This is a genomic window from Paenibacillus contaminans (assembly GCF_003285015.1).
In the GTDB taxonomy this organism is placed as follows: domain Bacteria; phylum Bacillota; class Bacilli; order Paenibacillales; family NBRC-103111; genus Paenibacillus_V; species Paenibacillus_V contaminans.
The window spans coordinates 278530-304865 of the sequence record NZ_QMFB01000001.1 but is presented as its reverse complement, the minus strand read 5'-3'; the positions used below and the strand labels follow the sequence as shown (position 1 = coordinate 304865).

Genomic DNA, 26336 nt, shown 5'->3' with positions numbered 1-26336 from the left:
CGAAACAAGTACAGCCGCCAAACCCGCCGTAAAAAACCTCTATTCGCCTAGCAATGATCCAGAAAACGTTGGCCGCATTCGCTTTAGCGCTTACAAAAAAGCTGCAGACACCCTTCTCAGGATCGGCTGCAGCTATGGAAATCATGATTCCGGTTTTTCTATTAACGTCAATTTAGGTTTAAGCGGTACCTTCGCCTGTCAAGCGGCTTACGATTTCAAGCACGTCCGATCTTCTCAATTTGCTTTCGCCAGCAGCCAAAGCATTAAGCGAGCCATGCGCCAGTGCAAGAGGAATACTGCAGAAATTAAAAATAGGCCCCGGAGGAATATCGGCTATATAAGCGTCGGCTTGATCCAAGTTTCTCTTGGTATAAGCGAACATTTCGTCCATCCCCCAGCCTTCCGGGAAAAAAGCGACGCCTCTCGTTTGGTCGTCCTTCTGATTAAGCAAAATATTGACGGCCTGCAGCCCCCGTCCGAAAGCGACAGCTTTCGTGCGGTCGGTTTTCGTTCCGTCATACCACATCCACAGGTCGGTCAGCAGTTCCCCTACAGCGCCCGCCACGCAGTACGTATAATGATCCAAATCCGCTTCCGATTTAATTTCCCAGCCTTTATCGACCCATTCCGCCATTTGCCCGGCCATCTGGGCCGTACCTTCGAGCACTCTCGCGGTAGCGGTATCCGGACATAGATCAATCCAGTCGCTCATACGAACCGTAACCTCGGGCAATTGTTCGCGATAAGGCTGAAACAGGGTCTGCAGAGCGGCATTCCAGGACGGCTCCCGCAGTATTCGGCTAATGCCGATCAGCAGCTCATGCTTTACAGCCGACGGCAGCTCGGGATGATCCTCGATCTCGTCGATCGCGCGCATGCAAAGGTAGGCGGATGCCACCGCTTCCTTCAAGCCCGGAACCAACCCGTTTATCGGGATCAAAAATGTCCTGCTGGTCGACGCCAGCATGTCCATCGCGTCTTTCATCAACTCATTCGTCATATTCACTTCATGCCCACTCCAAACTGATCGTTTATCTTTTCACATAGTTATTATGGTAACCGAGTCCACTCGTCAATTCAACTCAATTGCTAAAGCAAATGCCTCAACGCGTCAAAAAGTTCATCAACTGTCCATAGCTTGAGACGATTTGCTTAAAATTTTCTTGCCGAGCGCTTTCTTTAACGGTCAATTGACATCGATATTTTATTAATAATGATATTTATGACATGAAACGTTCATGAAAATCAGACGTAATAGAAAAGATAAACATACGAGGAGGAATTGACATGATATTTACGACAACTCCGGCAGTTGAAGGCCGCCCTGTACAGGATTACCTTGGGGTGGTTACCGGCGAAGCGATCATGGGGGCCAATATCGTGCGAGATCTGTTCGCTTCGATTACCGATATCGTCGGCGGGCGCTCGGGCGCATATGAAACGAAATTGAAAGAAGCGCGCGATCTGGCATTCCGCGAAATGGGCGATCAAGCGTCGCGCATAGGGGCAAATGCGATCGTCGGCATCGATGTAGACTACGAGGTCGTTCGCGAAGGCATGCTTATGGTGGCGGTCAGCGGTACGGCGGTTCGTATCTAGAAGCAAGTAAAAAGCCTCCGGCTCCGCTTTGCGGATCCGAAGGCTTTTTTGACTGTTCTACAAATTCAGCTTCCGCCCGTTCAAGCGCATCTCCGCAAATGACGCCCGCTGAACAAGCGGCTGCATGTTTTCCAGCGAAAACAGCTGCTCGATATGGTAAACCCCGCTGGGGTACGCAGTACGGTAAACGGCTTCAGCGACGAATGCTGCCGTCATCCCCGTCATTTCCGCTTCATTGCTGCCATGCAGCATGCATTCCGCCTTGACCTCCCGTTTTTCCTTGATTCCCCAAGCATCTACCTTTACGGCAAATCTTTCCTTGCCGAAGCTTATTTGCCCGAAGCTCCGTACAACGGTTTTCCGCACCCAGCCGGTTTGCAGAAATCGGAACAACCCTGCGGCCTTCATTGCCGCTACGAGGGATGTCACAATGCCGGAATCGAAGCACAACCGCGTGGAAACGGAAGGTACGGCCAATGTCCGCGCAAGCGTCTGCTGGTCGGAGAATGGAAAACGGAAGCTTTTTTTGCGGCCCAAATCCGCTCCGAAATCCGTCGTTTTCCCGTCCGTAAAGCTTTCGACTGCAACAAGCCCGTTATCCTCCATAATCTCGAAGCGCGCATTCAGGTTATCAACTGTCCACTCGATGGCCGCTTTCCCGTGCCGATCGCCGAGTCCGAGCATAATCGAAATATCGATGGCCTTAGCTGCATCCATCAATTTGACTGCCTGCGACGCCATTAAGCTCGTTAACCCCGGCGCAAGTCCCACGCTTAATACGGCCGTCGCCCCACCGGCTTCGGCGGCTTCGCGCAGCCCTTCCACTTTGGCTAGAAACGAGCCTTTTGCGGAAATATCGATATAATGAACGCCATTTTGAAAACACGCCCGGACAAAATCGGTATCCGTCTGATCGAGGCACATGACGATCAGCTTCGCTCGCTTCAATATATCCTTGTCGAACGGCTTGCCGATATCGAGCTGCAGCTGCCTTACCTTGCCTCCCGTCTCCTCGCTAAACCGCTTGGCTGTTTGAACATTCCGGCCTGCAGCGTACACTTTGCCGGGGAATTTTTCGCTTAACGAACGGCTGATCGTTTTTCCGACGTGGCCATATCCGCCCACTACTATAATCGTATCTTTCATCATCCTGTCACCCCTCTATCGTTTGGCGGCGTACCAAGCATCGATTGCATCGCTCCAGATCAATGGAAGAGGTCCGGTCTGGCATTACGCTTTTCAACTCCTCGTTCATTTACTATCATTAGAATAACAATTATTTTCAATTATACGTTTCGACAATGCATGCGCCATCCCACAATTATGGGATTGTTTATCCCTTGATTCTCATAACGAATGATAGGAGCCGCCTATGCCCTCCCAGCATGAAACACTTAAACGAAAAATCGACTCGCTCGCCCGCACGGCCGCCTCCTCGCAAAGCTTCAGAATCGCCTTGCTGCGCAAATTGCGAGAGGCCATCCCCTTCGATGCCGCCTGCTGCACCCTGGTCGATCCGCAAACCTTGCTTTCGACCGGCGCCGTTACGGAGGAAGGAGTCGAATCGATTCATCAAGCGTTATTTGCGAATGAATACTTGCAGGAAGATGTGAACCGATTCACCGACTTGGCGCTGGAAGCCGATCCTGTGGCGTCACTGCATGGAACTACGGAAGGACAACCGGAACGCAGCGCAAGATACCGGAACGTACTGCATCCTGCGGGCTTTCGCGACGAAATGAGGGCGGCGCTGGTCTTTAAAGGGGGATGTTACGGATATTTGACGTTGTTTCGTCTTCAGGACCAGCCGGTATTCCAAAAGCGCGAACGAAGCTTGCTTTCTTCCCTGGTCCCTGCAATCGCTTTCCATCTGCGCAGCACCAGCATGCTTATGCCGGACGATGGAGCCGAACGTTCGGAGGAGCAGCCCGGCATTCTGATCGTTTCGGAATCGCTCGCCGTGTTATCTTCCAATGAAGCGTCGGAACACTGGCTTTCCATGCTGCGCAATTGGGAAAACGCAGACATTGCCGCCCTTCCTAAACCGGTTCAAGCGGTTTGTTTTCGCGCGCTCTCCGAAAGCGGTGAGGGGTCGGCCAGTACGGCAAAAGTGTGTATGCGGACGCCGGAAGGCCGCTATATGACGATTCGCGCAAGCAAGCTGACCAGTTCGACCCGGCAGACCCAGCTGGCTGTCTGGTTCGAGCAAGCTGCGCCGTCCGACGTTTTGCCTGTCATTGCGGAATCGTACGGCTTATCGGAACGCGAAAAACGGGTTCTTGCTTGTATCATCCAAGGCCAATCCACCAAAAGCATAGCCAGGATGCTGAACATTTCCGCTTACACGGTGCAGGATCATTTGAAATCGATTTTCGCCAAAACGGGCATATCAAGCCGAAGCGAGCTGATCTGGCAGCTTTATTCCCGGTTTAGTCCGGATTCCGGCTTCTAGCCGGTCGAATGGGTCCAAGGTGCCCGAATATAAGGCTCCTCCATTTTCTTAAACTTTGACAGCGGTCTTCGACAGTATCCTCGCGGATCTTCCTGTAAGATGAGATGTACGAACGAAGCCAGTCCAGCAAATTATTACAAGGAGGCCGTACCGTGGCTCATCATAGCAATACTGCCGATGAAGAACTATTGTTGCCGCCGCCGTCCGAACAAATCGAAAGCGTACTTGCCGTACCGCAAAAGCCGAAGCTCACTATGAAATATTTATCGGAGCGTATTTTAGAGCTTCAAAGGGAAAACGACGGGCTTGCCGCCAGGTTGGAGGCGTTAGAAAAGCAATCGTCCGACGGGAGCGTATGGAATATGGAAGTGGCCGCCGCACAATCGCCGTTTTTGGCAAACGCGAATTCGCCCAAAATCGGCTCCGCCCCTCCGTTGCCAGAATTAATTCGGGAAGTGAGCGCGCCCGGAAGCCGGCATAACGATGTTATGTTTGCTAAGGAGGCTTTCGCCGCCGAAGAGCGGACAGGCTTTCCCCGTTCGGCTCTCATCCCGCGCTCGGAAAAATATCCTGTCAGGCAGCGAAAGGTTTGGGGCATTTTCAGATTTTTCTCCCGTTTCTGGTAATGGCCTGCCGGAATGGAGTTCCCGGCTGCAGCCGTTAACGAGCTGAATACTCGAAAGAAAAAGATTGCAGATTCGCATCGCAACGGAGACCATATAAAAAAAGAGACATTCCCTGTCGACAAGGAATGTCTCTTTTTTTATGATGATGCTTACCCCATAATCTTCTTTATGCTAGCGATCTCCACACAGACGCAAATGACTTCAATCGCCGTCTCCAGCTCCGCAAGCGTCGGGTACGACGGGGCGATCCGAATATTCCGGTCCCTCGGATCGGTACCGTACGGAAACGTCGCACCTGCCTTCGTTAAAGTGACGCCCGCTTCAGCCGCCAGCTTCACGACCTCGACCGCACAGCCGTCCAGCGTGTTGAGGCTGATAAAGTAGCCGCCGTTCGGCTTTCGCCACGTCGCGACGCCTTTGCCGTCCAGTTCCCTTTCAAACATGTTCAGCACCAAATCGAATTTGGGCTTCAGAATGGAAGCATGCTTGGCCATATGGGATTCCAGCTTGCTTATATGTTCGAAAAACCGGACGTGACGCAGCTGATTTACTTTATCCGGACCGATCGTCTGCACGGAGAGCTGCTTCCGGGTAACGTTCAAATTGCGCTCGCTGGCCGCCATCACGGCAATGCCGGAGCCGGCGAAGCTGATCTTGGAGGTTGAGCTGAACATCAGCACACGATCGGGATTGCCGGCGTCCCTGCATGCTGCGAAAATATTTTTCAGCTTATCCGCTCGTTCCGTCAAATGATGTACGGCATATGCGTTATCCCACATGATCCGAAAATCGCCGGCTTTCGTTTTCATCCGGGCGAGCCTGTCGACGACATCATCCGAATAAGTTAAGCCGTCCGGATTGCTGTACTTGGGTACGCACCAAATGCCTTTAATGGAATCGTCCTCACCGGCCAGCCTTTCGACTGTATCCATGTCCGGACCGTCATCAAACATGTCGATCGCGATCATTTCGATGCCGAATAGCTCGCATATGGCAAAATGCCTGTCGTAGCCCGGGCTTGGGCATAAAAATTTGACTGCCGACCGCTTCCCCCACGGCGTCGAATCGGCGTCTACTCCAAAAAGCATCGCTCTCGCAATGGCGTCATGCATCATTGTCAGGCTCGAACTGCCGCCAATCACAATTTCTTGGGGGCTGACCTCCAGTATTTGGGCAAACAAAGCTTTAGCCTCCGGAATACCGTCAAGCCCGCCATAGTTGCGCGTATCGGTTCCGTCCGAGGCCAGCAGCCCGTCTGCGGACGTAACGGCGTCCAGCATGCCCATGGAAAGCTGCAGCTGCTCGGGACTCGGTTTGCCGCGCGACATATCCAATTTCAAACGGCGCTGCATGAACCCGTCATATTTCTCCTGAAGCATCCGCAATCGTTCCTGAAGCTCTGTCTCGCCCAATGCGTGAATTTCGCTCATTATGCAACTCTCCCTCTTCTGTCAATGGTACCGTTCACCTACAAGAGGTATTCGCGAACTACTCGCCGTATCCTTTATTTCTCCTAAGGAGCGGTCCGACTTTTTCAACCGCTGCTTCTATGCCGTTTCTGGATTTCGTTCATGCCGAGAATGACGGCGATCCATTCATAGCTGCTCACTTCATCCGTAAGATTTTCCAGGCAGTAGACAGCCGCTTCGAACCAGCCGTCTACTTTGCGGAAAGTAGCGGCCAAAGCTCCTTGTGAGTTTCGAATTTCATAATCGCGTGAAAACGCCTCGGCCGTTATTTCATACACGCCTCTCCCGTAAGACTCGTATTCATATCGTTTAGACAGGAAGGACAACCGGTACCGCAGCATCCCGCACTCGTCTCCCCCGGCGTCGCTTACGATCCATTTATTCGATAACATCGGAAATTTGCCGCCGTATAGAAGTCTTCCTTGCAAACCGTACACATCCAAGGCCGATCCGAAAGCGCTGCGGAGATCGACCACCCCAACCGCATGATTTCGTTCGTCTAGAATTTCCGTCTTCCCGGAATTGAAAAAATTATCTCGAACATACAGTTTCATCTTTTCCCCTCCTTGTTACCATTTTTACGCTGCGAAGCCGAGAATAGTTGCAAAAACGACCGCCCCTGAAAAAAGGAGCGATCGCTAGGCATCCCGGTTACTTTTTCTTCAAATCCTCGATGGAGCCGATCTCCATGTACTTGGGAACCGCCAGCCCGATTTTCGTGCCGGACAGGTTCGGTCCCAAATCTTCGAACTTATCTTTATATTTGTCATAGTAGTCCTTATGCGTCGTCGGCAGCCAAGCCGCCACAATCGCATCCGCGTCGCCGCCGGCGATTCCCGCCCACATCGGGCCCGCCTCGACCTGCAGCAGATCGACTTTAAAGCCAAGACGCGATTCCAGCACCGCTTTTACAAGATTCGTGCTGGCAATTTCGGAATCCCATGCGACATAAGCAAGCTTAAGCTTCACGCCTTCAGCTTTCGGCACGTCTTTGACCCATTCGTCAACCTTGCCGCCGTTATCCTTGATCCAATCCACGGCCGCTTCCTCCGGCTTTTTGCCGTCGCTGATCGCGAGCATCACTTTCTCCATATCCCCGGGCGTCCATTCGAAACGGTCCAGTACCGTATACGCCGACGGCTGATCGGTTTTGAGCCCTTTCCTTGCAATCGTATGAATTTGCTCGTCGCCGCCGTAAACGCCCTTAGGATCCTCAAGATACTTCAAATCGTATTTGGAAAACATCCAGTGCGGCGTCCAGCCGGTAATGATGATCGGCATTTGGGCTTTGTAAGCTTTATCGAAGGCCGCCGTCATCGCGGTTCCCGAGCCCTCCACAAGCTTCCAATCCGACAAGTCGTAATCCTTGAGCGCTTGAGCCGTCGTTTTCATGATTCCTGCTCCAGGATCGATGCCGATAATTTCGTATTTGACCTGATCGCCTATAAATGCGGAGGAATCCGTCTTTTTTTGCCCGCAGGCCGCTGCAAGCAAGGTCATCCCGATTAAACCGACTGTTGCGAAAAATAATTTGTTCTTTTTCAATGTTTTTTCTCTCCCTTTGGTTTAAAAATATGCTGCGTCAACCGGTCCAGCACGATCGCCAAAATGACGACTGCAAGTCCCGCTTCGAACCCTTCGCCGGTTTTGAGCTGCGTCACGGCCCGATAAACGTCCGCCCCCAAGCCCTGCGCGCCGATCATCGAAGCGATAACGACCATCGACAAGGAAAGCATGATCGTTTGATTGATGCCCGCCATCAGGGTAGGAAGCGCAAGCGGAAACTGCACCTTCCACAGCTTCTGTGCGGACGTCGTGCCGAACGAATCGGCCGCTTCGATCAGATCGAAGGGAACCTGGCGAATGCCGAGATTCGTCAAGCGGATCGTAGGCGGTACGGCGAAAATGACCGATGCGATAACGCCCGGCACGACGCCCAGTCCGAAGAACGTGACGGCGGGAATCAAATAGACGAAAGCCGGCATCGTTTGCATAAAGTCGAGCATCGGCGTTACGGCATTTTGCACCGTTTTGTTACGCGCGCACCAGATGCCTAGAGGCAAACCCACGACGATCGAGATGAGCGCGGACGTCATGACGAGCGCCAGCGTATCCATCGTGTGCTCCCAGAAACCGAGATTATCGATCAGGAACAATCCGATAAGCGAAAAAATGCCCAGCATCAGGCCGGCAGCCCGATACGCCCATATGGCAACCAGCACGATCAAAACCCATGCAGGCGGAAAGTGAAACAGGAGTGAAAACAAATGAACGGTTCCTTCGATAATCGAAGCGATAAAACCGAACAGCCATTCCAAATTGCCGCTAAGCCAATCGACCGCCTTTTCCACCCATGAAGAAATCGGTATTTTAGGCCCCATTGTCCGCCACCGCCTTCCGAAGACCGTCGTGATTGCCTGCAAGCGCTCCCAGCACCGCACCGCGAATAACGACGCCGAGCAGCTTCCCGCTTTCCGAAGTAACCGCTATGGGAACCCGGCTCGTGCTGATAACCTCGAACATTTCGCCAAGCAGCGTTTCCGGTGAAACGACCGGCACATCGCGGATCATAATATCGTCAAGACTTAGCCGGTCCTTGATCGCCCTTGCCGTATCCTCGGCGGTTAGGACACCGATCAGCTTTTTGGCGTTGTCGACGACGAACAGATTGGAAATTCCGTTCTCGCGCATCAGCTCCAGCGCAACCCGCGGACCGCCGCGGTCATACGTTATCGACTCGGGTCTGCGCATCACATGCGAAGCGTTCAGCACTCGGGAAAGATCCACATCTTCAATAAAACGTTCCACGTATTCATTGGCAGGCGAGATCATAATTTCCTCGGGCGTGCCGATTTGCACGATCGAGCCGTCCTTCATAAGGGCAATCCGATCGCCGATGCGCAGCGCTTCGTTCAGATCGTGCGTGATGAAAACGATCGTTTTCTTCAGCTTTTCCTGCAGCTCCCGCAGCTCCTCCTGCATATCCTTGCGGATAAGCGGATCAAGCGCGCTGAACGCTTCATCCATCAGCAAAACCTGCGGCGCATTGGCAAGCGCTCTTGCAAGTCCGACGCGTTGCTGCATACCTCCGCTTAAACGGTCGGGCAATTCGTGCTCCCAATCCTGCAGTCCGACGAGCGCAAGGGCCTCCCGCGCTTTTTCTCTGCGGATTTTCGGCGCGATCTTTTGTACCTCCAGTCCGAACTCGACATTTTGGACGACCGTTTTATGCGGAAACAAAGCGAATTTCTGAAACACCATGCTCATGGCCGTTCTCCGGAATTCGCGAAGGCGCTCATCCGACATCGTTACGATATCTTCGCCGCGAAACATGATGCTGCCGTCCGTCGGCTCGATCAATCGGTTCAGAAGCCGGATCAACGTGGATTTTCCGCTGCCTGACAACCCCATGATGACGAATATTTCCCCCTCTTTAACTGTAAAGCTCGCTTGATTCACGCCTACCGTATGTTTGGTTTCCGTGAAAATCCGCTTTTTGCTCCACCCCTGTTCGAGAAGCTGCATCGCTTTATCCGGGTGCTGTCCGAATATTTTTGACAACCGTTTGACTTCTATCACCGTATCCCCCCGTTCCAATGCTGCTAAGTTTACAAGATAAACCAAGAACAGGTCAAAAGTTAAATTAGTTCATATTGAACGTACAGAAAAAACTTTACAAACGAATCATTCAGAATACTCCTGATTCCTCCCTTTTGCTGACATGCCACCGTCTTTACTTTCAATTCCAAGTTCAATACAATGAAATATATTTGATCTATGCACAAGTGACTGCCTATATACAGCTAAGAAATGTTGGAATGATCACGATTAATAGGGCGGATTCCGCAGGAGGATAACGATGGACCACTGGGATGGGATTACGGAAGAGCAATTCGGCACGATTCAGAAGGCGCGCAAACGCGTCATCGAATCGATCGGTAAAAATATGGACTTGTACGGCGTAACCTTGTCGACCGGTCATTTATACGGCATGATGTTTTTTCAAGATAAGCCTATGACGCTGGACGAAATGGGCCAAGAGATGGGCATGAGCAAAACAAGCATGAGCACGGGTGTCCGCACGTTGACGGACCTCAAGATGGTTCACCAGGTATGGGAGAAAGGGAACCGCAAAGATCTGTACGAAGTGGAGACGGACTGGTACCAGTCGTTCGCGGATTTTTTCGATACGAAATGGCGAAAATCGATCGAAATGAACGTTCACGCGCTGCGCAAATCGATTGCCGAGCTGCAGCGGCTATTGGAGGACGATCAAAACAACGAGGCGCTGAAAACGCTCATCGCGGCGGATATCGGCAAGCTGGACGAAGCCATCCGTTATTATTTGTGGCTCGGCCGTTTGATCGATACGTTTGAAACAGGGGAAATTTTCAAGCTTGTGCCTAAAGAGGAAACGCGAAGCTAAATCGCATCCGGCAGCCTTAAAACGCAATAAAGGAAGACGCTCAAGCTATGGCTCGAGTTCGTCTTCCTTTGTTCGAATATCAGAGGTTATTTGTTGCACAGGACTTCGAAGCCGTTATCCTTGTTTGATCCGCTTTACAGAAATACAAAATAAATAACGGCCGCCAATACTAAGCGGTAAATGGCAAACGGGACAAGCTTGATCTTGTTGATCAGCTTCAGGAAGAAGCGAATCGAAATTAGAGCAAAAACGAAGGCGCTCGCGAAGCCGACGACGAAAAACGGGATGACGTCGGCCGTAATCGAATCCCAGCTTTTCATCAGCGAAAACAGGCTGGCTCCCGCCATGATCGGCACGGCCATAATAAATGTAAAGTCCGCAGCGGCGCGGTGGCTCATCCCGGTTAAGACGCCCCCTGATATCGTAGATCCGGAACGGGAAAAGCCGGGCCACATGGCGACGCATTGAATCAAGCCGACGGTTAAGGCTTGCTTGTACGTAATCTGATCGACCGACTCCGTCTTCGGACGGCGGGGCCGGAACCAATCCGCAGCAAGCATGAGCAGCGCTCCGAGCACAAGACCGACGACGACCGTTTCGGCGGAAAACAAATATTTGTCGACGTAATCGTCAACGAGTAAATAAAGAATGCCGGCCGGCATAAGCCCGACGATTACTTGCAGCAATTTAAGCCTCGGCCCTGATGCCTGCTCTCCGGTCCGGCCGCGAAGCCCAAGCAGGTTTATGAAACGATCCCTCATCAGCACGACCACTGCCAGAATCGAGCCGAGCTGGATGACGATCTTAAACGTATTGGCAACCTCCGGCGAAAACATATCTTTCGTTTGAAACAAAAAATCGTCGACGATAATCATATGTCCCGTAGATGAAACCGGGGCAAACTCGGTTACCCCTTCGACAAGCCCCAGTATAAATGCAACAAATGATTCCCACATAGGATGTTTGCACGCTCCTCGCAAAATGAAAACTTAACGTCATTAATGAATATCCGACTTTTTGAAATAGACGATTGTGGCAGCTAACCCGATTAATGATGCGGCAAAGATCGAAATATAAGAATAGTACAAGGGATATTCGGGAACGACGGCGTTATTGGCGATCACGTTCACCGCCGACCAGGGAAACAGCGCGCTGTATGACTTATCGACTAAAGCGACGTTCGCCATCGTAATCGTTGCCGTAAAAATGATCGACGGAACATAGTTTTTAAATAGAAACGTAACGAACATCGTCGGCGTCGACAACAGGAAAAGCAGGCTCGCCCCTACCGCAAACTGCTTCAGGGATTGTAAAATGACGGAAACGCTCAAGCCTTCAAATCGTCCGAGAAGCCCCAAGACGAACGTCAGCCCCCACGCTACCATGGTCAGCGCCATTATCCAAATAAATAAAAGCGCCATTTTGCTCAAAATAAGGCTTGTTCTTGAAACCGGGATCGTCAGCAAATTTTTAAGCGTATCTTCCGTATATTCGCGATTGTACAAATAGGCCGTTATGACACCGTAAAGCAGCGTTCCAATGAGCAGCATTACGTACAAATTCGTATTATAGAAGGAGACGTCGAATGTAATCGGCTCATCGGGGTGTAAGCTTTTGGAATTTATAAAGCCTATAAACATCATGATCGGGGCGGCGGTTGCTCCGATTACGCTGACCAAGAACATTTTGGCCCGCTTCAGCTTCAGAAGCTCCGTATACAGCAAATTAACCAATGGTGCCACCGCCTATCAGCTTGACGAAATAGTCCTCCAGCTTGTCTTCGCTCGCCGCAATTTTCGTTACCTCGATGCCTTGATCCACAAAAAGCTTGTTCAGCTTGCCCTGTTCGCCGATATGCGAATACACGCGAATATGGCCTTCCCCATGAACTTCATAATCCGTAATTTGAAAAAACTTCTCGAGCAGCATCGCCGCTTTATTGTCGTTCGACACTTGAAACTCCAAATATTTGCGGTTTCTTCGTCTCATCTCCTCGAAAGAAACCTCTTCCAGGAGCTTCCCCTTATGGATAATGCCGATATGATCGGCAACCTGCTCAACCTCGCTTAATATATGGCTTGAAATCAAAATCGTAATTTTTCTTTCCTCTGCCAGCGCTTTAATAAGCCGCCTTATTTCCTTGATGCCGATAGGATCCAGACCGTTCGTGGGCTCGTCCAAAACGAGCAGCTCCGGATGGTGAAGAATCGCTCTTGCGATGCCTAACCTTTGTTTCATGCCCAAAGAATAATTGCCGACAAGCTTCTTATGCTCGTTGTGCAGCCCGACGATTTCGAGCGCTTCTTCCAATGCGTTTCTTTTGTGAACGCCTTTGAGCTTTGCGTTGATCAGTAAGTTTTCCTTGGCGGTCAAGTTCTCGTAAAAGCCCGAAAATTCGACGATCGAACCGATACGCCGCAATATGTCCTTCTGCTTCTCGGGCAAATGCTCTCCGAATATTTCGATTCGCCCTTCCGTCGGCTTGATTAAACCGAGGAGCATGCGGATCGTCGTCGTTTTGCCGGCGCCGTTCTGACCGAGAAAACCGTAAATTTGCCCTTGCCTGACGTGCATATGAAGGTCGTCGACCGCTTTCTGCCCGTCGTAATCCTTCGTTAAACCGGCCGTTCTAATCACTTCGCTCATATATACCTCCTGCTTTCAAGCTGCTGCACCAGCACATAATCCCATCTTAAGCAGGCGGTTTTAAATGGCTCTTAACCGAATCTTAATTGTTTCTTAATTGAATGCTTCTCGCTTGCTTGGGAACGGTAAAGGTGAAAACCGTTTGCAGCCCGGGCCGGCTTTCCGCCCAAATCAGGCCCCCGTGCTTCTCCACGATCGCTTTGGCTACCGCCAGACCGATTCCGCTTCCGCCGCCTTGCATCGAGCTTCTGCTTGCGTCTCCGCGGTACATGCGGTCGAACACGCGCGGCAAATCCACTTCGCGGATTCCCGCCCCTTTATCCCAAACGCTCAGGATATACCGTTCGTCCTCCACTTTCAGCTCGAGCCCCACTACGTACCCGTCTTTGCCGTATGTCACGGCATTCTTGAGCAAATTGCCGATTACGCGCTGCATGCCTAACCGATCCGCCGCGATCGGACATATCCGGTCCGGAACGTTCGCCTGAAGCTCGATGCCGTACGTCTTTAGCTCCGGCAGCAGCCCGATCGCCGCTTCTCTTGCCAGTTCCGCAAGATCGAGCGTTTCCCGCTTCAGCGGCAGCTCGTCCGCATCCAGCTTCGCCAAATCGAATATTTCATTGATCATTTCCTTTAAAGCAGCCGCTTTACGGGAAATGATGTCGATATATTGCCGCTTTTCCTCCTCGGAGGCTGCAAGTCCATCCTTCAGAGCGTCGACATATCCGATTATGGATGTCAACGGAGTTCTGATGTCATGGGATATATTGGATAGCAGACTTTTTCTTGCCGCTTCGGATTTTATCGTCCGCACTTGGACGGCTTCCAGCTGTTCGATTAACGCATTTATCGAGAAAATGACTTCGTCAAACGCCGGTTCGTCATTAGCGAGCAGACGCGTGCTGCCGTTTCCCCGAATCGCGCGCTTCAGCTCCGAGGCTACCCTTTCGAGCCTCGACTTGAAACGCAGCCTTGCAAGCAGCAGCAGTCCTGTAGCCGCCAAGAGCGCGGCAAATAACCCCCCGCGAAGGATGGCGTGGGGTTGTCCGATCCGCTCTGCAATAATAAGTCCCGCGATAAGGATGAATTGAACGATAATCAGTACGACGCTTTTCTCAGGCTTCATGCTTCTCTCCCGCAAACCTGTAGCCGATCCCCCATACGGTCTGAATAAGCTTCGGATCGGATGGATCGTCTTCGATTTTCGTACGCAGCTTGCGGATGTGAACCATGACGGTATTGTCGTCTTCCAAATACGCGCTGTCCCACACCTGGCGAAACAGCTGCGTCTTCGTGAATACTTGCTCGGGATTCATTGCGAAAAACTTCAACAGCTCGAATTCTTTGGCCGTCAGGTTTATTCCCTCGCCGTTTTTCGTTACGGCATACTTCTTGACGTCGATGCATAAGCTCCGATGACGAATCAACGGCTCTTCTGCGGCTTGTTCGCTGCCCAGCACCAAATAACGTCGCATATGCGCCTTGACCCTCGCAACCAGCTCGTGGATGCTGAACGGCTTCGTCATATAATCGTCCGCGCCCATGCTTAAGCCCAAAACTTTATCGAGCTCCTGATCCTTTGCCGTTAGCATCAGGATCGGTACGTTCGACTTCATTCTGAGCCTTCTGCACGCTTCGATACCGTCCACCTTGGGCATCATTAAATCAAGCAGAACGAGATTGTAGCTGTTGCGCTCGAATAGAAGCAGCGCCTCTTCGCCGTCCGCCGCCGTATCGACCTTGTACGTTTCCCGCTCCAAATATTTTTTGAGCAATTCTCTTATTTCTTTGTCGTCATCGGCTACCAATATATGAATCTCTTTCATACGCTCACCTTGCTTCTCCGCCATCGCTGCTTCTTTGGCTGTCTTATAGATTCAGTTTAACGAATTATGCGGCAAAAGCAAAATTTGCAATCGCATATGTTACTGCTTCTTGTTTGCGATGATATATAATAACTTCAGCAGCACGGTCACCACTAATCGCATATAAGCCGCTTGGATTTGTTCATCCATTTGGATAAAAAGGATGAGCTCCGTTCATGATCGGCTATGCAACAGGAGGTCATTAAAATGAGTAACCATGTTATCGACGCGCTGGATACGGCTCTGCGGAGCTGGAATGCCATGGCAGGCTCGGGACAAGAAAATGCCGAGGCTGCTGCGGATTCATTCGAAGCTTCCTTCTATCGGTTCATCGATACCGTTCGCGAGTGGGTATACGGCTTGGAGCAGCCTCCTCAATCCATGGAGGAGTTATTCGATCTGCCTTTGATCCAAACCGTTCTCGACAGGCTTCCGGCACCGCTGTATTTGAATTTCGAGACGGAAGCCGAGCTTATGATCGACGGAATCGTCAGAATCGACGAGGATAAATACGACTGACAAACGATCGTTAAAGTTTATTGTAATCGCTTTTCATAATGCCGCTGACGAGGCTTGCCCATTTGGGATTGGCCGGACAATATTTTTGGGCCACTTTTTCGATCGTCGTATAACCCTTGCCGACATAATAATCGTCAAGCAGCTGTCCGAACTTCCGCACGCTATCACCTTTCGTTTTGAAGCTGAATGCTTTTTGGTTTCCGCCGCCCGTAGCATTGAGTCCGAACAAATTGTTTTTATTCCGGGCCAGACTGCTTTTGCCGTTGCCGCTTTCAAGCTTCATGACTGCAATCGTAAAATAAGCGTTTATGCCATATTCCTCTTCAATTTCGAGCACCGCTTCTTCAAGACCGTCGTCAGCCAGCTCTGTCCCTTCGAATATTTGCTCAATATGCGCTTTGGTCAGGCCTGACGCGGAATTCACCTTTGACGTCGGTTTGCCTGGCTTGGCCGCGGCTTTCGGCATGCTTGGCTCCGTAACCGTATCGATGGCAACCGTCCGGCTTGGGACGAATGCGGCCGATGCCAGCGAGAGCGTTTGCTTCTCCGCTTCAGGGCTGACGATTTTAACGTAGCGGCCGTGAACGTAACCGCCGTCCGACAACTCGAGCCACCCTTCATCCGTTTTTCGGATGGCTTCCAGAACGGTACCTTGTTCGACGACCCGGACGATCGGGGACGAAGCATTCGGATTAGAGCGGACATTAAGGAAATATGCGGTTACTTCGTATGTAGACATGGCGTTTTGTGCGGAAACGAGCACCGCTTTATTTTCCATCGCTTGAGGTTGAAGCTGAGGTTGTTCGATCGGGGCTGAAGGGAGGGAAGCTTGCGAAGGCTTGAACGATACGAGATACCCTTTCAAAAAAGCCGTTATATGTGGATTCATCTTCGTTTCGGAAATAGGCTCAGGCGACGCCTCGGCTGTATGAATTTGCGTAAGCAGACGCAAGCCGAACGTTAAGAACAATAACAAACAAAATGCCCAAACGATGAAATGACGATTCGCAACAATACTCATGACAACACCTCTTCCTAATCTGATGATGGTCATTCGCTACGATATAGGATAGATTGTACACATGAGCACCTGAAAAACGTGTCAAACGGTCTGCAAGGATCGCTTGTTTATTTGTCGCTACGGAACATTTCTTGTCCCAAATTGGTAAAAACGAATGATTTCGATGATTTTTTTTCGCGAAGAAGGTGAAGAAACGTAAAAACGCCCGCTTAACGGACATGGATTCCGTCATGCGGGCGTTCTTATGATCTAACGTCTGGCAATCACTTGCCCGGGCAGCTCGCCGGTTATTTCACCGTCCTTGAGAACGAAGCGGCCGTCCACCAAAACATGATGGATGCCTTCCGGCGCAACCCTCGGGTCCGAGAAGGTAGCGTCGCTTTTTACCGTTTCCGGGTTAAACACGACGAGATCGGCAGGCCTTCCGGCAGCTACGAGGCCTCGATCGCGAAGCCGGAAGCGCTCTGCGGGATACCCCGTCATTTTGTAAACTGCCTGCTCGAGGCTAAGCCATCCCTGTTCTCTGACGAAGGTGCCAAGCACTCGCGGGTATGTACCGTAGCCCCTCGGGTGGGGAGCCCCTTCGGCAAAAATACCGTCTGTCGAAACCATATGCAGGCGATGTTGATAGGTTGATTGAAGGAATTGCTCCCGCTCCGGCGCCCAATGATAAATGAAGAGCGCCTGCAAATCAGACTGCAGCAGCATGTCGCAAATCAATTCCGGCAGCGAGAGTCCGGTCTTCACCACGATGTCGCTAAGCAGCATGCCGACGAACGGCTTGTAGGCTTCCGCCTTCACCGATGCACAGCGCAGCTGCCCAGGCGGGAACGCGCGGCTCAAATGATCCGCCATTTGGGCTCTTTCCTTGCCGCTGGCGAGTCTGGCCTTAACCTGCTCCGGCGAACCTGCTTGCGCCCAAGCCGGCAAATAGTACAGCAGATGCGTACATCCTGCCGTGTAAGGATACATATCGAAGGAAAGATCGATGCCTTCGGCCTCGCCTCTGCGCAGGTTTTCCGCTTGAACGGAATCGACGGTAAAATGGGAAATATGAACCGGCAGCCGGGCTTGCCTGCCTATTTCCAGCGTTTCTTCGGTACCGTAAAGCAGCGGTCCCGTATTGCCCCGTTGGTGGGCGACATATATTCCGTCATATTCGTGCGTGACCTTAGAAAGCTCTACGAGCTCGTTCAGGTCGGCGTGCACAGTCGGCTCGTATTCAAGCCCCGTACAGAATGCCACAGCACCGGCTTCCATCCATTCCCGGACGTAACCTTTCATTTGGTTAAGCTGCTTCTCGCCTGCTACAGCAGTCGACCATCCCATCGCCGCCGCACGGATAGCGCCATGCGGGACCTGAAGAGCTACATGGCTCGGAATGCGGTCTTTGAACAAGGAGACGAAATCGCCGACCGTTTCACCGCCCCAATCGGCAGCGGTATCCCCATAGAAAACTTCCAAATAACTTCGCATTTCCTCCCGCATTTGACCAGTCAAATGGCACCATGAAAATCCGTCGGGCGCGATCAGCTGCGTCGTAACGCCCTGACGAATCCCGGCAAAACGGTCGAGGCCTCCGACAAGCTCTTTCTCCGAGTGGACGTGCACATCTATAAAACCCGGCGCAATACAGCAGCCGTCTGCATTCAGCGTTATTCCCGCGGTAACGCCGGAAGTGTCCCCGACTAGAGTCATTATTCCGCGGTCGATTGCGACGTTTCCTTTATAGCCGGAACGGCCGCTGCCGTCAATGATCGTCCCGTTTTCGATCAAGATTTCGCATTCCAAAGCCCTTCCTCCTCAGCAAACGACCGCCATTACTTTGCTTTTACCGCGATCGCATCAATCTCGACCAGCAAATCGTAATTTAAATCGCAATAAATTGTCGTACGCGCTGGAAACGGAGCTTGAAAAAAACTGTCATACACACGATTGAACTCATTATATAAAGCCCGATCCGATAAATACACCTGAACTTTGACGATATGGGCCAAATCCAAACCCGCAGCCGTAAGAACCTCGCGGATGTTTTCCATCGTTTGAACCGTTTGCGACTCTATATCTTCACCGACGATTTTCCCGTCTTTAATGCCACCCTGGCCAGAAACAAAAACGTACGATTCCGTTTCAATACCCGAAGAAAATGGCTTATCCAACTTCACACCTGTACAAATTTCCTGTTTCATTACACACCTCCGGATATTCGGAATATTTTTAGTGAAAAGCAGCTGTTAGGTCAGCTTTCGCCCCCCTCGTTCATTTGTTTCGTGATATGCAGCAGCCATTCGCTGAGCGCGCTCACGATGGCGTCCAAATATTTGGCTCCTTTGTCTGCCGTAGCCAGATTTGCAGCATCCGTGTACCCGTCATAGCCCGTAAGCTCTTTATGTCTGCCGATGAAAGCGCCGGGAGGCCCCGAATTGATCCACGGCCTTTGAATATGCGTATCCGTAATATGTTCATGTTTAACGAGCTCGGGCGCAATCGCCATAATAAGCGACGTTTCGAAGCCTCCGGCGTGACCTGGAACCATGCCTACCTCGCTCGCCTGAACTTCCTGAAGCGCCTCTGCAGCCACGCTCCAATAAGAAGCGGAAGCCGTCCAGACCGGATGCTTGACTGCAATGTCCGACGTAATTTGGTGCATGATTTTTTCATTGCCGCCATGACCGTTGACGAAAATGATTTTGGTAAAGCCGCAGGTTACAAGACTTTCCGCGATATCGTTCAGCATGTGCAGATAAGTGGACGAGGTAAAGGAAATCGTCCCGCTGAAACGAAGATGATGCTCCGAGCAGCCGACCGTAAAAACCGGGGTAACCAGCATCGGCGTTTGCTCATTTGCGCGGCTGACTGCGCCATAAATGACATGTTCCCCGATCAGGCTATCCGTAAAAACAGGCAAATGCGGACCGTGCTGCTCCGTTGCCGCCAGCGGTATGATAACAGGGCAGCCTGATGCTGCAAGACGTGCGACTTCTTCACGCGTATGGTGGTGAAATAAATATTCCTTCATCTATATACTCCTTTATCCGATGACTTCTTTTTTCTAATAATGAATACGAAGTGCCAGCGTTTCCAGCTTCTTATGTTCATGCAAGGCATCCATCACATAGTTGATCAAGCCGCTGGACATAAGAACCCGCTCGGCCGGGAACGGCTCCGTGCCGCTAATGACGAAATCTTCAACGATGCGGGTTAGCGTTTCAAAATGGCCGAAGGGCCGCGCGAGTTCGCTGAAGCTGATCGCCGATACGACTTCACCATGCCCGTCCCGGAAGGCAAACCGCCATTGTTCGGAAACGGTATTTTGCTGAAACACGTAACCTTTCGTTCCGTCTTCGTAATCGACGATGAATAACCACGGCGTTTCTCCGCGCTCGCGAGGGTGGACATTGCCGCTATCCTCTTTCACGATATTCAAAGAACTCAAGAGCAGATCTTCCGGCCATTCCTTCCTGTCCATCGCTTCCCACACTTCTTCGCCCTCCAGCGCGCTAACCGAGCGTACGCCCGTTTCGCCGCCTGCGCGTTTCTCCGCGAGAGACTGAAGCAGCTCCAAACCGTGGTAACCGTATGCTTCAACAATCGTCGAGTAGCTTAGGACCAAAATCTCTTTTGCATCCTTAAGTTTGTTTACATCAAACGCCGGGACATACGGAGCATGAGGGATCGACGATCCGCCCAGGAAAGGAATGTCGCGTTTTCTCAACTCCTCATACATCCAGACCGTATCTTCAATTTGATAAGCGAAGTGTTTATCCGAGAAAATCGGGATACGCAGCTCCAGCTCGTCAAGCGATTTCAACGTTTCTTCCAGCAATCTTCTTCGCGGATAATGCTTGCGCCCTTTTTCGTCTTCCGGATAGTCGCCGTGCTCGCCGATGATGACGACACCGTCCAATCCGCCCTGCTCATGAGCATAACGAATCGTTTCTTCGATTGTCGAATAAATCGGAATGCGATTGCGCTCCGCCGCTTCTCTGCTCATATCGTTATCCGGTACTTGATCCGTATATAATGAAGCAACTTGAATCCGCGGCTTATAATCGAAATCGCCGAGCAAACGACCCAATATGACATCGGCATGAGAATTGAACCTATATTCCGTTACGATAACGGCTACCCGCTTGGCTCTTGATGCAGCCTGCGTTTCTGACATGTGAATGTTTCCTCCTCGGATGCGAGTCGTTTAATTACAAGCGGTCGGGCGATACCCAGATGCCCCCGGTAGCCGGATACAAGGAGCCGGTTACGTAAGATGCGGCATCGGACAAGAGGAATGCGGCAACCTCATTAATCTCTCGTGCTGAACCGCTTCTGCCGACAAGCGAATCCGCCTTCATGGTTTCGTTATGCTCCTGCGACATGTTGGCGAGCACTTCTTCGGATTTGAAATCGCCGGGGACGACCGTATTGGCGCGAATGCCATATTTCGCATACTCGACCGCGACGACGCGAGTCAGATGCTCCACTCCCGCTTTACCCGCACCGTAAGCGGCATTATGCTTCCTCGCATAAGAGCCTAGAACGGAAGATACGTTTACAATCGAACCGCCTTGCGACTTTATCATCAGTTCGGCTGCATATTTCGACACGAGAAACGTACTGGTCAACGTGCCCCGGATCGAACCCTCCCAATCCTCTAGCGACTGCTTGGCAATCAGCTCGTAATTGTTTACATATGTCGTATGGTAGCAGCCGTTAAGTCTGCCGAACGCCTGATCGGTTTGACGCATCAGATTTTGTACTTGATCTTCCTTCGTCATATTCGCTTGAATATAGATGAGACGATCGGAACCGTACTGCTCTTTCAGGTTTTGGAAATCCCGGAAATCGCCTTCGGGACGGATGTCGCAAGCCGCGACGAAAGCCCCCCGCTCGAGAAACATTTTGGTTGCATCGCTTCCCGCCGCTCCTTGCGCGCCGGTAATGACTATGACTTTATTCTCCAGTTGTAAGGTCACTGACCCTTTCGCCTCCAGATGACTAATTTACTGCAGCTTTACCCTTTGACGCCGCCTAACGTAGCGCCCTCGGAAATTTGACGCTGGAATATAATGTACAGAACGATCGTCGGCAGCATCGCAATCGTTACGCCGGCGAATAGTGTAACCCAGTCGGCTTTGTACTGCATAAGCTGGTTGGCGTTATACATCGCAACCCCGATCGTATACTTCGCCTGATCGCCGAGATAGATGAACGGCCCAAGGAACGCATTGTACAGTCCCAAAAATTTGAAGATCGCTACCGTAACGATACCGGGCGTCGATAACGGAACAATGATCCGCAAAAACACTTGCATAAGCGACGCGCCGTCCATATAGGCGCTTTCCTCCAGCTCTTTAGGCAGCGACTGCATAAACCCTCCAAGCAGCATGAGGAAGAATACGCTTTCTCCCAAACTGTCGAGGATGATCAGACCGGTCAGACTGTTCGTCAAATGCAGATCGCGCATCAATACGTACTGCGGCACGAGCGCGTTGATCCCCGGCAAGAAGAGCGAAATCATAATCGTCGACCAGATCAGCGTTCTCCCGCGCCATTGAAGACGGGTTAACGCGTATGCGTTCAACGTCGTCAGGAAGGTGCCTAAGAGCAAGCTGACCCCGACGAAGTAAAGCGTGTTTAAGGCAGTAGGACCGAGATTATAGGATTTCCAGGCAGTTTTATAGTTGACCCACATTAATTTTTTCGGCAGCGCCCACACGTTTGCGAAAAATTCCTTGTTCGTCTTTAGCGACTCGAGAATGATCCACAGAAGCGGCACTAAAATGGAAAGCGCCCATATAAACAAGAGAATACGCCAAACCAAATCAACCCAGGTACGCTTGTTGTTTTCCATGCGTTACCCCCTCCCCGATTGCTCCTTGATTAGAATTCGATTTCATCCCTCTTGCTGAACTTATCGATAATCATTTTGGCAACGACCATGATGACGAACAAGAACATGCCGATTGCCGACGCATAACCGTAATTGTGAGAGTTTTTACCGAATGCCATGTTGAACATATAAGAACCGATAACTTCCGTCGATCCCGAAGGACCGCCATTGGTCATAATCAGAATCAGCTCGAAGCCCTTAAACGCGCCCAGAACCAAGAATAAAGCGCTGACGCGTATAACGGGATTGATGAGCGGCATCGTAATTTTGAACAATCGCTGCATATGAGTGGCCCCGTCCAATATGGCCGACTCGTATAACGAAGCGGGGATCCCCTTCATCGCATTCATGAAAATAATGATGTAAAGGCCTACGCCGCTCCATATGGAGACCGGCAGGATCGCCCATAAAGCAGTCCTCGTATCGCCCAGCCAGTAGAAGTTATTCGTCTCGATGCCGAACAGTTTAAGAAAAGCGTTCAGCATGCCGTACTCCCCGTCGTATATAAATCTCCAAAGCAGCGCGACCACGACAATGGCAAGTACGTTCGGCAGGAAAAACAATACTTTATAAAAGGCAGATTCCAAATATCCTTTGTTATTTAGCAAGTAAGCAAGAAATACCGAAATATATATGGTAAGGATCGGAACCGTAATCATCAAGATCAGGTTATGATAAAGCGATGTCCAAACGAAATTGTCTTTGAACATATAAATGTAATTATCCAGTCCCACAAACTTCGAAGCGCTTATTCCGTTCCATTCCAAGAGAGAATAATAAACGGACAAAATGTTTGGATACAAAGTAAACAGCAAATATCCGAGAAAGCTTGGGCCGATCGCAAAAAAAATAAATATGCGTTTCTGGACCTTGTTTTTGCGGAGAAGTCCGCCGCTCCCTGCCGTATTCACTCCCGGTTGAGCCATGTAATGTCCTCCCTTCACCCTGACGGGATATATGCAAGAGGGAAGGCGCATACCTTCCCTCCGCATGCTATCTTACCTTATTTCTTTGTTGAGTCGATCGCTTCTTTCAAGAGCTTTTCCGCTTCTTCAAGCACCGCTCCCGAATCTTTCTTGCCGGTAGCCATATCGATAATCGAGTCCTGGAGCAATTTCGTCGCTCTCGCCGCAGACGGATGAGAGAAGCTTACGTCTTGTACGGTTGTGCCGTATTGCGATTTGTTGTTTTTAGCGAATTCCAGCACCGCTCTTGGCGCCGATTGTAGCTGCTCCAAGTTTTTCGGATCGTCGGCGAAGTCTTTACGGATCGGCGAAATGCCGAATTTGCCGTTGAACGCTTGGATTTCGTTCGTCATCAAGAACAAGTTGAATTCTTTCGCCCATTTCTTGACGTTTTCAGGCTTGTTCTTCCAGATCATCATGCTGCCTGCGCCAATTCCGTTTTCGATCCAGATTTTGTCGTTCGGCGAATCGCCGAAAGGAATCGACATGAAGCCCCATTTAAAGCCGTCCGGAATCGAATCCTTCATCTCGTTCTCCACCCAGTCGCCGGTTGCCGCCATTGCCGCCTTGCCTTGCAGCAGCTGCATTTGCGATTGCGTATGGTTAATCGCCGCTACGCCGTCCGGGTAAGCTCCCATCTTGCCCAATTCCGTAATTCTATTCCACATTTCCTTATATTCCGTCGATGTGTAGAAAGGCTGTTTGAACGATCTGTAATCTTTCGTAAATTGGTCAAGCGTCCCTTTCTTCTCGGCCATTTCAAACATTTTGATTCGGAATCCGAAGTAGATGTAATCCGGGTAAACGCCTGGATACGTAATCGGAATGATGCCTTTGGCTTTAATATCCGACACCAGCTTCTTGAACTCATCCCATGTTTTCGGATTTTGATTCCAGCCGTTCTTTTCGAAGAGCGTCTTGTCATAGAATAATCCGAGTGCGTACGCGCCCATCGGGATCTGATAAAACTTCCCGTCGATTTTCGCCGAATATTCCATCGTGTTCGGCAGAACGACATCCTTCAGCTTAACGCCCTTCTTATCCGGAACTTCACGCTCCCAAAGATCCGTCAGTTCTTCGAACAAACCTTCCTTCTGGGCAATCGTTCCCGCGTCGCCGTTAAACGACGGCGAGATGATGTCGAACATATCGTTGTCGTTTTTTGCCGCCATCTTCGTTCCAATAAGATCTCGAATAACCGGGGAAGAGGTTACTTCGAACTTGACGTTAGGATATTTTGCCGTAAATTTCTTGATGGCGTTGTCCGCCCACTCACGGCCGTACCCGTTCTCCCAATACCCCCACTTGATCGTTACTTTTTCCGTCTTGGAAAGCCCGTTCTCTGGATAGACATCGCTCTTGTTGTCGCTAGGTGCGGAGCTTGGCGCCGCGCTAGCCGCTTTCGTAGGTGATGGAGATGATGAACCACTACCGCCGCCCGAACAACCGATTACTGCTGCCATTGGTAATACTGCTGCCATAAGACCCGCGACCGACTTTGCTGTTTTCTTCATCTGTGTTCTCCTCCTCTTTTTGAAAACGCATACAACACTGCTTGGAAACGCATACAACACTTTGACTGACTGTGATACCTTACTTCTTGTAAAGCACCCCTCATTCATTCACTCTTCAGATGTCTTAGCAACTTGTTGTTACCCACATAGTAACTTGTCGAACCGTCGTTGTCTAGATATTTTTTTCAGTATGTGAATATTTTTTATATACATGAATGTTTTTCGGGAGATTTCGAGCTTTTTCGGTAAATAAAAAGCCGATGTATTTGCCCACACCGGCTTGCCAAAAAAAACTAATTATGTCCGTATACGCGATAACTCAACTCTTTGCTTCCTTGCAAAACAAGCTCCTTCGCTTTTGCCCATACTTCTTCCGTCTTGCGGAAATCGGGAATCGAAACGCTGATCGAAGCGATAACGCTGCCGGCAAGGTTGTAAATCGGGCCGGAAACGCAGCTCACCCCTTCGACGGACTCGCCCCTGTTGTATGCAGCTCCTTCAATGCGTATCGTCTCCAGCTCGCGCAGCAATTCCGTAACCGTTCGAATCGTTTTTCCTGTCAATGGCTGCAACTCCTCATTCGGGTAAATTTTCTTGATTACCGCTTCAGGATAGCTGCTTAAAATCATTTTGCCCGACGCAGAGGCGTACAAAGGCAGCGTTTGAGCCAGTTGAATTGCAAAACGACGCGGATCAGGCGGATTTTTCTGGGAAAGATAAACCAACTGGTCGCCGCCCCGAATGCCGAGCATGACTCCTTCGTTCAAGTCCTCGGCAATCTTTTGCCCTACTTTCTCGAATTCCATCGTCAATCCGGTATTTCTCATATATTTATTACGGATTTCGAATATTTTGTTCCCGATGCTGAACATTTTGCCAGACTTATCGGTTTCAAGAAATTCGCGTGAAAGCATATTCTGCAAAATCAGATAAGTGCTGCTGGGCGGCATTTCCAATATCTTGGAAATCTCAGACAAGCTGTATTCTTCTCGCTCGCTGGTAAACAGCTCCAATATTTCCATTACCCGATCCGCAGATTTCACCCTCGGCGAATGATTGGCCATTTTCGCACATTCCTCCCGATTGCTCCATTGCATGATGAGACCACTATACATTATCCGACGAGAACCTGTCTACGCCGCAATTCCATTTATCAGTCAAATTATTTATAAAAGTCCGCCATTCGACACAATCCGGCAAATCTGCAAATGCATTCGCAGCGTTCATTCCATCGCACATAAATGTAATAATTATACATATTTTCCCCATTCGAAACAATCCCTTTTTTTTGTTTTCAGGGTATACTACTGTTGGTTACGTTCCATTACAATCCCGCTTTAACATTCG

General features: G+C 50.6%; 27 protein-coding genes. 5 read left to right on the top strand and 22 right to left on the bottom strand.

The features are described from left to right. Window positions 1–178: 178 nt before the first annotated feature. On the bottom strand, window positions 179–1000 hold the full coding sequence (locus tag DQG23_RS01470) for a squalene/phytoene synthase family protein (protein ID WP_238177734.1): 822 nt from the start codon (window positions 998–1000) through the stop codon (window positions 179–181). Between the two features lie 287 nt (window positions 1001–1287). Here DQG23_RS01470 and DQG23_RS01465 point away from each other — a divergent pair, with 287 nt between their 5' ends. Continuing rightward, window positions 1288–1599, top strand: coding sequence for a heavy metal-binding domain-containing protein (locus DQG23_RS01465; RefSeq protein WP_113029011.1), 312 nt, complete (start codon window positions 1288–1290; stop codon window positions 1597–1599). A gap of 57 nt (window positions 1600–1656) precedes the next feature. Here the strand turns inward: DQG23_RS01465 and DQG23_RS01460 are convergent, their stop codons facing one another. Continuing rightward, the gene (locus DQG23_RS01460) at window positions 1657–2748 is read right to left on the bottom strand and encodes a saccharopine dehydrogenase family protein (RefSeq protein ID WP_113029010.1); all 1092 of its coding nucleotides are present in this window, start codon (window positions 2746–2748) and stop codon (window positions 1657–1659) included. 223 nt (window positions 2749–2971) lie between these two features. On the opposite strand from DQG23_RS01460, the gene DQG23_RS01455 reads away from it, so the two are divergent. Both DQG23_RS01455 and DQG23_RS01450 read left to right on the top strand, forming a co-directional pair. After that, the gene (locus tag DQG23_RS01455) at window positions 2972–4051 is read left to right on the top strand and encodes a helix-turn-helix transcriptional regulator (protein WP_113029009.1); all 1080 of its coding nucleotides are present in this window, start codon (window positions 2972–2974) and stop codon (window positions 4049–4051) included. A 152-nt stretch (window positions 4052–4203) separates the two neighbouring features. Next, complete coding sequence (locus DQG23_RS01450; protein ID WP_113029008.1) at window positions 4204–4677, top strand: hypothetical protein; 474 nt, start codon at window positions 4204–4206, stop codon at window positions 4675–4677. Window positions 4678–4826: 149 nt separating this feature from the next. Here the strand turns inward: DQG23_RS01450 and DQG23_RS01445 are convergent, their stop codons facing one another. The 5 genes from DQG23_RS01445 to DQG23_RS01425 all read right to left on the bottom strand — a co-directional run bounded on the left by DQG23_RS01445 (window position 4827) and on the right by DQG23_RS01425 (window position 9671). Beyond that, window positions 4827–6107: an aspartate aminotransferase type Ic gene (locus DQG23_RS01445; RefSeq protein WP_113029007.1), complete on the bottom strand. Its 1281-nt coding sequence runs from the start codon at window positions 6105–6107 to the stop codon at window positions 4827–4829. 104 nt (window positions 6108–6211) lie between these two features. Then, window positions 6212–6700 carry an LURP-one-related/scramblase family protein gene (locus DQG23_RS01440; RefSeq protein ID WP_113029006.1) on the bottom strand — a complete coding sequence of 163 codons (489 nt, stop codon included), beginning with the start codon at window positions 6698–6700 and terminating at the stop codon, window positions 6212–6214. Between the two features lie 97 nt (window positions 6701–6797). Then, window positions 6798–7691: a glycine betaine ABC transporter substrate-binding protein gene (locus DQG23_RS01435; RefSeq protein ID WP_420330190.1), complete on the bottom strand. Its 894-nt coding sequence runs from the start codon at window positions 7689–7691 to the stop codon at window positions 6798–6800. Further along, window positions 7688–8527, bottom strand: a complete 840-nt coding sequence (locus DQG23_RS01430; RefSeq protein ID WP_113029005.1) for an ABC transporter permease — start codon at window positions 8525–8527, stop codon at window positions 7688–7690. The genes DQG23_RS01435 and DQG23_RS01430 overlap by 4 nt, the downstream gene beginning before the upstream one ends. Then, entirely contained in the window at window positions 8517–9671 is a 1155-nt protein-coding gene (locus DQG23_RS01425) for a quaternary amine ABC transporter ATP-binding protein (RefSeq protein ID WP_113029549.1), read from the bottom strand. Before DQG23_RS01425 ends, DQG23_RS01430 begins: the two co-directional genes overlap by 11 nt. A 334-nt stretch (window positions 9672–10005) precedes the next feature. On the opposite strand from DQG23_RS01425, the gene DQG23_RS01420 reads away from it, so the two are divergent. Next, window positions 10006–10572, top strand: coding sequence for a GbsR/MarR family transcriptional regulator (locus tag DQG23_RS01420; RefSeq protein WP_113029004.1), 567 nt, complete (start codon window positions 10006–10008; stop codon window positions 10570–10572). Between the two features lie 134 nt (window positions 10573–10706). On the opposite strand, the gene DQG23_RS01415 is transcribed toward DQG23_RS01420, so the two are convergent. From DQG23_RS01415 to DQG23_RS01395, 5 genes are all read right to left on the bottom strand, one after another. Next, the gene (locus tag DQG23_RS01415; protein WP_113029003.1) at window positions 10707–11528 is read right to left on the bottom strand and encodes an undecaprenyl-diphosphate phosphatase; all 822 of its coding nucleotides are present in this window, start codon (window positions 11526–11528) and stop codon (window positions 10707–10709) included. A 42-nt stretch (window positions 11529–11570) separates the two neighbouring features. Next, the gene (locus DQG23_RS01410; protein WP_113029002.1) at window positions 11571–12305 is read right to left on the bottom strand and encodes an ABC transporter permease; all 735 of its coding nucleotides are present in this window, start codon (window positions 12303–12305) and stop codon (window positions 11571–11573) included. Then, window positions 12298–13218, bottom strand: a complete 921-nt coding sequence (locus DQG23_RS01405) for an ABC transporter ATP-binding protein (RefSeq protein ID WP_113029001.1) — start codon at window positions 13216–13218, stop codon at window positions 12298–12300. Before DQG23_RS01405 ends, DQG23_RS01410 begins: the two co-directional genes overlap by 8 nt. A gap of 82 nt (window positions 13219–13300) precedes the next feature. Next, on the bottom strand, window positions 13301–14344 hold the full coding sequence (locus tag DQG23_RS01400; RefSeq protein ID WP_113029000.1) for a sensor histidine kinase: 1044 nt from the start codon (window positions 14342–14344) through the stop codon (window positions 13301–13303). Next, window positions 14334–15044: a response regulator transcription factor gene (locus DQG23_RS01395; protein WP_113029548.1), complete on the bottom strand. Its 711-nt coding sequence runs from the start codon at window positions 15042–15044 to the stop codon at window positions 14334–14336. The genes DQG23_RS01400 and DQG23_RS01395 overlap by 11 nt, the downstream gene beginning before the upstream one ends. Window positions 15045–15290: 246 nt before the next feature. Between DQG23_RS01395 and DQG23_RS01390 the strand changes: the two genes are divergently transcribed. Beyond that, window positions 15291–15602 (top strand): hypothetical protein, encoded by a 312-nt coding sequence (locus tag DQG23_RS01390; protein WP_192894534.1) that lies wholly within the window; start codon window positions 15291–15293, stop codon window positions 15600–15602. Window positions 15603–15612: 10 nt separating this feature from the next. Here DQG23_RS01390 and DQG23_RS01385 read toward each other — a convergent pair whose 3' ends face one another. The 10 genes from DQG23_RS01385 to DQG23_RS01340 all read right to left on the bottom strand — a co-directional run bounded on the left by DQG23_RS01385 (window position 15613) and on the right by DQG23_RS01340 (window position 26053). Then, window positions 15613–16623, bottom strand: coding sequence for a glucosaminidase domain-containing protein (locus tag DQG23_RS01385; protein ID WP_158560242.1), 1011 nt, complete (start codon window positions 16621–16623; stop codon window positions 15613–15615). A gap of 249 nt (window positions 16624–16872) precedes the next feature. Further along, on the bottom strand, window positions 16873–18414 hold the full coding sequence (locus DQG23_RS01380) for an N-acyl-D-amino-acid deacylase family protein (RefSeq protein WP_113028997.1): 1542 nt from the start codon (window positions 18412–18414) through the stop codon (window positions 16873–16875). A gap of 29 nt (window positions 18415–18443) precedes the next feature. After that, on the bottom strand, window positions 18444–18812 hold the full coding sequence (locus DQG23_RS01375) for a RidA family protein (protein ID WP_113028996.1): 369 nt from the start codon (window positions 18810–18812) through the stop codon (window positions 18444–18446). Between the two features lie 50 nt (window positions 18813–18862). Next, the gene (locus tag DQG23_RS01370) at window positions 18863–19642 is read right to left on the bottom strand and encodes a creatininase family protein (RefSeq protein WP_113028995.1); all 780 of its coding nucleotides are present in this window, start codon (window positions 19640–19642) and stop codon (window positions 18863–18865) included. Between the two features lie 33 nt (window positions 19643–19675). Beyond that, window positions 19676–20788: a hypothetical protein gene (locus DQG23_RS01365; RefSeq protein WP_113028994.1), complete on the bottom strand. Its 1113-nt coding sequence runs from the start codon at window positions 20786–20788 to the stop codon at window positions 19676–19678. A 34-nt stretch (window positions 20789–20822) separates the two neighbouring features. Beyond that, on the bottom strand, window positions 20823–21593 hold the full coding sequence (locus DQG23_RS01360) for an SDR family NAD(P)-dependent oxidoreductase (protein WP_113028993.1): 771 nt from the start codon (window positions 21591–21593) through the stop codon (window positions 20823–20825). 38 nt (window positions 21594–21631) lie between these two features. Further along, entirely contained in the window at window positions 21632–22471 is an 840-nt protein-coding gene (locus DQG23_RS01355; RefSeq protein WP_113028992.1) for a carbohydrate ABC transporter permease, read from the bottom strand. A gap of 29 nt (window positions 22472–22500) precedes the next feature. Further along, on the bottom strand, window positions 22501–23436 hold the full coding sequence (locus DQG23_RS01350) for a carbohydrate ABC transporter permease (protein ID WP_113028991.1): 936 nt from the start codon (window positions 23434–23436) through the stop codon (window positions 22501–22503). A gap of 77 nt (window positions 23437–23513) precedes the next feature. Beyond that, window positions 23514–24989: a type 2 periplasmic-binding domain-containing protein gene (locus tag DQG23_RS01345; protein ID WP_113028990.1), complete on the bottom strand. Its 1476-nt coding sequence runs from the start codon at window positions 24987–24989 to the stop codon at window positions 23514–23516. Window positions 24990–25282: 293 nt separating this feature from the next. Beyond that, window positions 25283–26053 carry an IclR family transcriptional regulator gene (locus DQG23_RS01340; RefSeq protein ID WP_113028989.1) on the bottom strand — a complete coding sequence of 257 codons (771 nt, stop codon included), beginning with the start codon at window positions 26051–26053 and terminating at the stop codon, window positions 25283–25285. Between the last annotated feature and the right edge of the window lie 283 nt (window positions 26054–26336).